This is a genomic window from Caballeronia cordobensis, from assembly GCF_001544575.2.
Lineage (GTDB): Bacteria > Pseudomonadota > Gammaproteobacteria > Burkholderiales > Burkholderiaceae > Caballeronia > Caballeronia cordobensis.
In genome coordinates, this window is record NZ_FCNY02000065.1 from 1 (window position 1) to 1,572 (window position 1,572).

The following is a 1,572-nucleotide window of genomic DNA, read 5'->3' on the forward strand; positions in this document are numbered from 1 at the left end:
CAGACTGCTGACAAAGCCCTGGCTCTTGCCAGGGCTTTGTCGTTAAATGAGCGCCATGCTCAAGAAACCGACGCCTACCCAGCACGAACTCGAGATGGTCACGCTCGAGGAACTCGTGCCCAAGGACCACTTGTTGCGCAAGATCGATGCAGCGGTGGATTTCGAGTTCATCCGCGAGCAGGTGGCGCATCTTTACTGCGCCGACAACGGCCGTCCGGCGCTCGATCCGGTGGTGCTGTTCAAGCTGCTGTTCATCGGCTACCTGTTTGGCGTGCGCAGCGAGCGCCAGTTGATGCGCGAAGTGCAGGTCAACGTCGCCTACCGCTGGTTCGCGCGCTTTCGCCTCACCGATAAGGTGCCCGATGCGTCGACGTTCTCGCAGAATCGTCGTCGGCGCTTCACCGATACGGCCGTGTATCAGGAGATCTTCGACGAGATTGTGCGTCAGGCGATCGGTCACGGCATGGTCGATGGCCGCGTGCTCTACAGCGACAGTACGCATCTGAAGGCCAACGCCAACAAGAACAAGTTCGATGTGGTGCGCGTGGAGCAAACGCCGTCGGCCTATCTGGCCGAGCTGGATGCGGCCATCGACGCGGACCGCGCCGCGCACGACAAGAAGCCGCTCAAGCGCGACGACGATGACACGCCGGGGCCCGGCAAGGACATCAAGGTTAGCCGCACCGATCCCGAAAGCGGCTACATGGTGCGCGACGACAAGCCCAAGGGCTTCTTCTATCTGGATCATCGTACGGTGGACGCCAAACACGCGATCATCACCGACACGCACGTCACGCCCGCCTCAGTGCATGACAGCCAGCCGTATCTGGCGCGGCTGGATCGCCAGCGCGCGTGCTTCGGGTTCGAGGTGCAGGCGGTGGGGCTGGATGCGGGCTACTTCACGCCGGCGATTTGCCAAGGTCTGGAGCAGCGCGGCGTGGCCGGGGTGATGGGGTATCGCACGCCCAATCACAAGCCGGGCAGGTTTTATAAGCGCGAGTATCAGTACGACGCGTATCGCGACGAATACGTGTGTCCGCAAGGCCACGCGCTGTCGTACAGTACGACCAACCGGCAGGGCTATCGGCAATACAAGTCCGATCGTGCGATCTGCGAGCGCTGCCCGGTACGCGAGCGCTGCACGCAAAGCGCCAACGCGGTGAAACTCGTGGTGCGCCACGTCTGGGAGCGCGCCAAGGAGCGCGTGGATGCGCGGCGGCTGAGCGAATGGGGCCGACGCATCTACGCGCGTCGCAAGGAGACGGTGGAGCGCAGCTTCGCCGATGCCAAGCAGTTGCATGGGCATCGCTACGCGCGCATGCGAGGGCTGCGCAAACTCGCCGAGCAGTGCCTGCTGGCGGCTGCGGCGCAAAACATCAAGAAGATTGCCCTGTTGCTGGCCCGCCTGCGGCGGCTTTTACGTCGTTTAAGCCACTGCGAAGCGCGCCACACACCGCCGACGAGGCAATTCCAAGCGCCACGGGAGTGCTTCGATCCGGTGAGCGCTCAAATCGCCTTCGGGTGAAAAAGAAAACCCCACGTTGAGAAAACGTGGGGTTGGTCAGCAGTCTG

Annotated in this window: 1 protein-coding gene; it reads left to right on the plus strand. The window is 62.7% G+C overall.

What is annotated here, in order from left to right; genetic code table 11:
* Positions 1–55 precede the first annotated feature (55 nt).
* A complete protein-coding gene (locus tag AWB70_RS38070; protein WP_053567557.1) occupies positions 56–1,525 on the plus strand; it encodes an IS1182 family transposase in 1,470 nt (489 codons plus the stop codon).
* Positions 1,526–1,572 lie beyond the last annotated feature (47 nt).